We start from the raw sequence: 7037 nt of genomic DNA, 5'->3' as shown, positions 1-7037 counted from the left end.
TTCAATAGCAGAAAGCCCTCCTACCAATTTATTTTCAGCATTGAAAATGAAGACAGTAATATCGGGATCAGTCAAAAAATGGGAGATAATATCGCTTTTTTTCTTTTTTAGCCATGCGAATTCTTCTGCCAATGCTATATGCGCCTTTGAATCTTTTGCCAGTTTTCTAAGTTCTTCCTTATTTATAGATACCAATTTATATTTGTCGCCTTTAAAAGGAATAAACTCCAATCCAAGTCCTTCTAAACAACCAAACATTGTTTCATCCCCCAAAGGAAGATAGGCATCAAGAAGTGCGTTAAAATAATCTTTTAAATTCTCTCTGCCGGTGGAAGATGACAAGCTATCCCTAGAGATACCTAAATCTCTTGTCATTATGGAGATAATTTTTGTTTTTATTTTTTGAGCAATCCCATCACTCAACAATTCATCAACATTTGGAGAAGAACTCCCACCAACGCCGTTTTCTTTTATTTTATATTGTTCAATTATCTCTGTAAGTTTTGCAATAATGATTGCCCTGATCTCTCTAGGATTATAATTTAGCCCTTCTAAACGTGCTACTACAAACAAAAAATCCTCAAGATTATCGGAATGTGCCCTATCCACCATGATTGCAAACCTCAACATTGTAGAATCTACTATAGGAAGGGTAATTTGAACAATTGGTTTTGTCCTGCCTGAAGAAACTGGAGGATGTATAGCCCTGTCAATTGAGGAAGCTACTCTTCTTAACAATCTTAATGGTATTAACGGAGGAATTATCTTCATAAATAAACTTAAATTGATACTTGTTGAAAATTACATTGTGTCTTGGCAATTTGGAACTATAATATTGCGCAAGGACATTTATAAATTATAGCACATTTTTATATCAATTTGCGCTTATTTGTTCCCACACTAAAATATCCCGCTATTTGTAGCGTGAGTTTCATGTATGGGGTTTTGGTGTGGGAATAAATTGAGAAAAAAGTCAAAAAATCAATCTTTATTGCCATTTGGTTTAACCTTCACCATGGAAAAAAAAGCCAATCCCCTTACCTCCGGATGAGGATCAGAGAGAAGTGCCTTTTTAACTTGAGCATTATTGGCTCCCAGTATATGTATTAATGTAGCCGCCAATTCTTTTCTCACTTGCCACGAACTCTCCCTTTTTAGATATGACAGCCAGTAATCTAAACTAACTTTATAATTAAAAGTATTAGAATTTTGATTAAATCTGAATATTGCCCTTATAGAAGCCTTTCTAAGGTCAGAATATTCAGCCCCGGAATATCTGTGATCGTCAAGTACTTTGGTTGCAACCTCGTATGAATACTTGTTCACCCTGGATAAAAGAAGATATGCGGATATAACTTTCAAATCATTATCTTTCGTTTTGTCCCATATATTTTTTGCATAAGGATAGACATCCTCCCCTTTATATCCCAAAAGGCTTCTTAATGCCGTTTGGTGGATCACTTGTTCATGGTCAAAAGAAGGTTTTCCTACATTTTTTGGATAATTTTTCTTGATTACTTCAGCAAAAATCATTTGAATTGGTTCTTTCATTTTGGGATCAGCAACTGACAACCTGTACAATCCGAAAGCAGATTCCCGTATCGCCCAATATTCTCTATCTATATTTCCATTTAACAAATAATATGCAAGGTCAGGAACAAGAGCGTTAAGTTTTAACCTCGTCGTCCCCTCTTTTATGGCAGATGCTACAATTCTTTGGTCTTTATCTTTTAAATATTTGAGGATTACTTTCCCATCTTTATCATTTTCTATTTCTTGTAAGCATTTAATGAAGTTTTGATAATCTTTTTCTCCTATCTGTATGATATATTTTCCGCTTGCTTGCTCCTGATAACTTTCATCTTCATTTCTTTTTACTTTTTTAGTTTCTAAATCTTCTTGAATAAAACTACTGGGAATAGATTTATTTACTTGAGGCTGAAATGTGGATGAAAAATAATACCCGTCATAATCTTTAGGGGAACCAAAAACACCAGTAAAACTAACCCCCTCCGGCATAGGAACAGGGATATACACCGTTTGAGGAAGGAGGTCTGAACTCCTTTCCGGTATCTCTTCGTCAACTGCTACAAAAGAGGTATATTGCGACATCAATTTATATTCCAATGCCAACTTTATTACTTCTTCTTTGATATCATCCTTTTTCCCACCAATTTGAGCAAGCATAAGGCTTTTTATCTTTTCCCTTCCCCATACAGAAGCAAGAGAATAATTGTCAAAATTCCAATCGGGCAGATCAACCTTTATCTTTTCTTGATAACTCTTCCCGTTAATTTTCCCCTTTAAAGTCACAGAACCACTTCCGCTATTATCATAACGACCAAAGATTATAAGCGGCTGGGCAGAATAAAGATCGGGCAGAGGATCGGGTTGTATATCATAAACTTTTACTCCGGAAAAACTTAACTCAACATCGGTCAAATAAGGTTTTGAAACTCTGGAAAGCATATCTTTTACAATAGGCTCGGCAGGTTCATCCTGCCTGATATATTGCGCTGTCCCATTCCCAAGTTTCGCCATTCCTTCCAAAAGATAACGGTTTGTTGAAGAACCAACCCCAAAAGAGAATAATCTTGTATCCCCTTTTTTCTCTTTTATAGCTTCAAGAATTTCATTTTCATTTCCAATATAACCGTCCGTCATAAAAAAAACTATCCTCTGCCTATCTTTTGTTTTTGGGGCATCAAGACATGCCTTTACCCCTTCTATCGCCATTGTCCCCCCTTCCCCATTTAATGCCTGTATATAATCCAACGCTTCTTCTTTGTGGTAATAACTTGCGGGAACGGGTTTTGGTGCAAACGCGCTCGCATTTTCAGAAAATCTTATTATTTGAAAAGTGTCGTCAGCCGACAATCCTTTTATGCAGTGATACATTGCCTCTTTTACTTTTTGTATAGGATATCCGCTCATTGACCCTGAACAATCAACAACAAAGAAAATTTCTTTCTTTTGGAGATTGTAATTTACGCTGTTGAAACTCGGTTGGAGCATAAGCATCACATAACCGCCTTGTTGGGATTTGTGAGTGAGATAAGAAAATTTGGGAAGCGCTCCCGCAACCTGATACTCTAAAATAAAATCTTTGTTGGGTATTGAATCTTGCGGTTTAATGCTAATGAGGGTTTTGCAATCTTTAGTCATTTGCCTATCAATATCATGAGATTTGGAATGCAAATTGGAAATTGCAAGCCCAGGATCAAGTTTCACCGATAAGCTTATATCGTGTCCGCTTCTTCTTCCGGGTTTTAAGACAGGAGGAGAAATATTTGCCGCATCGGTTACGCTTTGCGGATTATATCTTGGGCCTACAACCATCGGAAAAACATAACTATAAGTCCCGCGGTCATATTTTAACGGCTGAATATATCTGATTGTTACGACAATTTCTTCCCCGGGCTGAATATTTGCAACTGATTGAGTAAATATGTTTGGGCGTTCTTGATTTAAAAGAGCTGTCCGTTTACCTTGTTGTTTTGCTTGTTCATAAATCTGCCTTGCAACCTCTCTTCTATGAATTTCTCCATAAATATTGCGGGTTCCAATTGTCATCACCATTTCATTTACAGCGGCGCTTTCGGGAAGTGGAAAAACATAGACAGCTTCTATTTTATTTTTATAAGGATTTTTAAAGTATTGCTTTACTTCGACATTGGCCAAAAAACCAGATATTTCAGCGAAGACATCAGTATGTTTGAGCGGAAATTCCAAAATCTTACCATCTTCCGACTCACTCCTCAAACACCCTTCCGTAACATTCACATCAACATCTGCCTCTTTTTGCGCATTTACCTTATAGGCCGCAACAAACACCAAACTGACAACTATTACACCAAAAAACAAAAAATTCATAAGCCAGCACTTTAACATATCCATTGTTTCCTCCTTGAATATCGCTTCCACTGGTTTAGACAGAAAAGTCGCAGAAAAGTTCCCGACATCATGTTTTATGACTACGAACAAATCGACATCCTCCACCACAATTTTCAAATCGCCCGCATTTTTCGCAACTGATTGAAAAATTATTTTCTTGAAAACTTTTGACTGATTCTGATTGAGATAATTCAGAAAAATTGCTACTAAGAAGATTTCCGATCACTTGAGGATTTTGTTCGCAAGTTCTTAAATTTCCGAAAGGATCAATAACCCATTTTTCTTTGCCGCAAACACATGAGCCAAAATTCAAGTTGGGATACTCTTTATGATTAATAATACAAGATTCAATCGGAATTGTTATATTAATCGGCATTTTATATTCTTTGCTTTTTTTGTCAGCAATTACAAGCACTTGCAAAAGTTCTTTATCTGAAATAGACAATTCGGATAAATAGTCTAAGCCTCTCCCTCCGGGGACAAAACGATTTATCGCCACAGTGTCAGCCAAAAAAGCAAAAGACAAATCTATAACATCTGAAATATCTTCTAAATTTAATTTTGTAGCAACAAAAGAGATGGTCAATTTACTGCCTCCATTTTTAATAAGCAAAACAGCTTTTCGCACAATTTCCAACTGTTCGCTACCGCATAAATGCTTATATGTGCCTGGATTCAAAGTAGGAAGAGAAATTTCAAAGTAGATAACACCATTCTCAATTAATTTGGAAATCTTTTCTTCGTCAAGCAAAAGACCATTTGTAGCTATGCCAACTCTTGTTTTTTTACTTAAAAGCAGAACAACATCAAATATATTAGGATGTAAAAGAGGCTCCCCTCCGGCAATTGTTATTCCTGAAGGTGAAATATCATCAAAAAGCTTATCAAACAATTCTTTTGTTTTATCAAAAGAAAGCTCTCTTTGATCATAATTATGCTCCTCTTTCCAAACATTATAACAGTAAAGACAATTGTTGTTGCATCGAGCCGTTATTTCATAAATAAAATACGGTTTTTTCATCTTTCCATATCAATAACTAATGCTTTTAAAAACGGGAGATTTTTTTTAACTTCTTTTATAGCTTTTTTTGTCGTTTCATATTTCAAGGTTATATCCTCTTCCGAAGTATAATTATCATAATAATAAGGCTCTTTTAATCCTTCTTTATGATTTCTGCCTTTAATTTTATAATTATTATAATATTCTTCAAATAGCCCAACATAGTCAGAAGCTTTATAATTTTCACTATCTTTTTCTTGCGGCCAATAAAAATAAAATTTAACATAATTTTGGCTAATTGCTTTTAACACATAAATTTTTTCTATATTTTCTTCAAGATTCAACAAGGCCTGCTCACCCTCTTTTTGGTCTATCAATCCCTTAGCTTTCAAATCAAGAAGAACATCGATCTTCCTTTCAAAGTTTTCAATATTTTTGTCAAGATTATCCTCTATCAAATTTGGCGGCATTACCATTCTTGTCATCGCGTTATCAATAGAACCAAAACACATATAATCAATTCTAGTTTGGCAAAAATTTGCCAACAAGTCTATTTCTTCAGAACTTATAAGATAATCTGGCAAACCGGAAAGTGACAATTTCAAAGTTTCAAGATGTTTTATCAACTCATTCATTTTGTCCAAATTGATAACCATAAAATACCGAATATTGTTATTATCATATTCTCTGGGTAAGATAATATCTAGCTCTTTCCAAAACCTTTTAAACTCTTGCCATTCTTTAGTTTTACCAAGTTCAACAAGTCTATCTTTTTTTGTTTCACTTTTAACTTCGACTTCCCCCTCTTCAGCCTGTTGCTGATCCAAGCTTCCTGCTTCATTTTTAAAAAATAACCCTATAAATAAAATCAAAAAAATCGCAAGAACTCCTTTCCTCTTGTCTTTCTGTTTGGCAGACATATAAAGCCCTCCTATTTAAATTCAATTAAAACTCTTCTAAAGTCTGTATTTGAGCTTTCTTTTTCCAAAATAGATTTTACGCTACGGAAAGTTTTAGCTTTATTTAAAAAATCATCCCATTTAGCCACAGGGATATCTGCTTCAAGTTGTTTTGGATATATTACTGTCCCGAATATCTTTTCAAAAGAAATGACAGTTCCTCCTGCTTTCTCAATATAAGCTTTAATTTCAAATACATCTAGCATTTCCATAGAAAGAGCCGCCCCGGCATCAGCCTCTTTTTTGCCTTCGGAAAGAAAATCAGATTTCAGTTCTTTTTTGGGTTCAATAGAGGATGACGGGATTGAAGTTTTATTTTTTTTCAGCCTCTCTTGATCTAAAATAGAATTTTCTGTTCTATTTTTCTCTGCAGGCAGTAATTTTGTTTTTGCAATCTTCTTATTTTGCTCTTGCTTATTTGCCGCGACAAATCCTTTGCTGTAGTCTTTGTTCATAACATCAAATCCTTTTTCTATTTGGATATTGTAAACAACAAGAAAAACTAGAGCGGCAACAACGGCAGAGCTTGCAAGCCCCATGGGGATGTTAAGGCGAACAGGCACAAACAATCCATTTATCATTTCACGAAGTTTAGATCGTTTTTCCAATCGCTCATGCACTTTTGCCAAAAAGTCAGGCGGCGCATCAACCTTTTTAAGATTGTTTAATAAGTTTTTGTATTCTTTATCATCCATTTAAATCAATCCTTTGAGCTTCTCTTTGAGCTCTTCCCTTGCTCTCGCAATTCTCGACTTAACAGTCCCAAGTTTTATCCCCGTAATATCAACAATCTCTTCATAAGACAAGCCTTCAATATCCCGCAATATAAGGACACTCTTCTGATCTTCATCCAAAGAATCTATAGCTTTTTGAATTTTGTTATTTAACTCTTTTCGCTCAAACTGCTTACTCGGCGATAAAGATTCATCTCCCGCATCTTGTATCTCGTAGCTCGTATCTTGTTTGCTTTTTCTATGTTTAAAAGAACTAATTCTATTCCTGCAAAAGTTAACTGTAACAGCATAAAGCCATGTCGAAAACTTTGAATCACCTCTAAACTTTGAAAGCGACTCAAAAACCTTTACAAAAACATCTTGCGCGCAATCACAAGCATCATCATAATTCCCCAAAAATCTGAAACATAAATTAATAACTTTATTCTGATATTTCACAACCAAAACATC

5 protein-coding genes and 1 pseudogene are annotated in these 7037 nt (G+C 35.1%); all 6 read right to left on the bottom strand.

All coding sequences use genetic code 11. The annotated features are described in order from the left end of the window. Nucleotides 1-771, bottom strand: a pseudogene (locus A2290_04990) (hypothetical protein). Nucleotides 772-981: 210 nt separating this feature from the next. Beyond that, nucleotides 982-3984 (bottom strand): hypothetical protein, encoded by a 3003-nt coding sequence (locus tag A2290_04985; protein OGC14290.1) that lies wholly within the window; start codon nt 3982-3984, stop codon nt 982-984. Further along, the gene (locus A2290_04980; GenBank protein OGC14289.1) at nt 3962-4915 is read right to left on the bottom strand and encodes a hypothetical protein; all 954 of its coding nucleotides are present in this window, start codon (nt 4913-4915) and stop codon (nt 3962-3964) included. The genes A2290_04985 and A2290_04980 overlap by 23 nt, the downstream gene beginning before the upstream one ends. Continuing rightward, nucleotides 4912-5814 carry a hypothetical protein gene (locus A2290_04975; GenBank protein OGC14288.1) on the bottom strand — a complete coding sequence of 301 codons (903 nt, stop codon included), beginning with the start codon at nt 5812-5814 and terminating at the stop codon, nt 4912-4914. The genes A2290_04980 and A2290_04975 overlap by 4 nt, the downstream gene beginning before the upstream one ends. A gap of 11 nt (nt 5815-5825) precedes the next feature. Next, the gene (locus A2290_04970) at nt 5826-6548 is read right to left on the bottom strand and encodes a hypothetical protein (GenBank protein OGC14287.1); all 723 of its coding nucleotides are present in this window, start codon (nt 6546-6548) and stop codon (nt 5826-5828) included. Then, nucleotides 6549-7037: hypothetical protein (locus A2290_04965; GenBank protein OGC14286.1), on the bottom strand; the 489-nt coding region annotated here is incomplete at its 5' end.

The organism is candidate division WOR-1 bacterium RIFOXYB2_FULL_36_35 (assembly GCA_001771505.1).
Classification (GTDB): Bacteria; Margulisbacteria; WOR-1; order XYC2-FULL-46-14; family XYC2-FULL-37-10; genus XYB2-FULL-36-35.
The sequence above is the reverse complement of the archived record's forward strand: the minus strand, read 5'-3'. Positions and strand labels throughout refer to the sequence as shown.

Bases quoted from the DNA above. Each gene is read 5' to 3' on its own strand.
- A2290_04980 (OGC14289.1), bottom strand. From the start codon at position 4,915: ATGAAAAAACCGTATTTTATTTATGAAATAACGGCTCGATGCAACAAC.
- A2290_04975 (OGC14288.1), bottom strand. From the start codon at position 5,814: ATGTCTGCCAAACAGAAAGACAAGAGGAAAGGAGTTCTTGCGATTTTT.
- A2290_04970 (OGC14287.1), bottom strand. From the start codon at position 6,548: ATGGATGATAAAGAATACAAAAACTTATTAAACAATCTTAAAAAGGTT.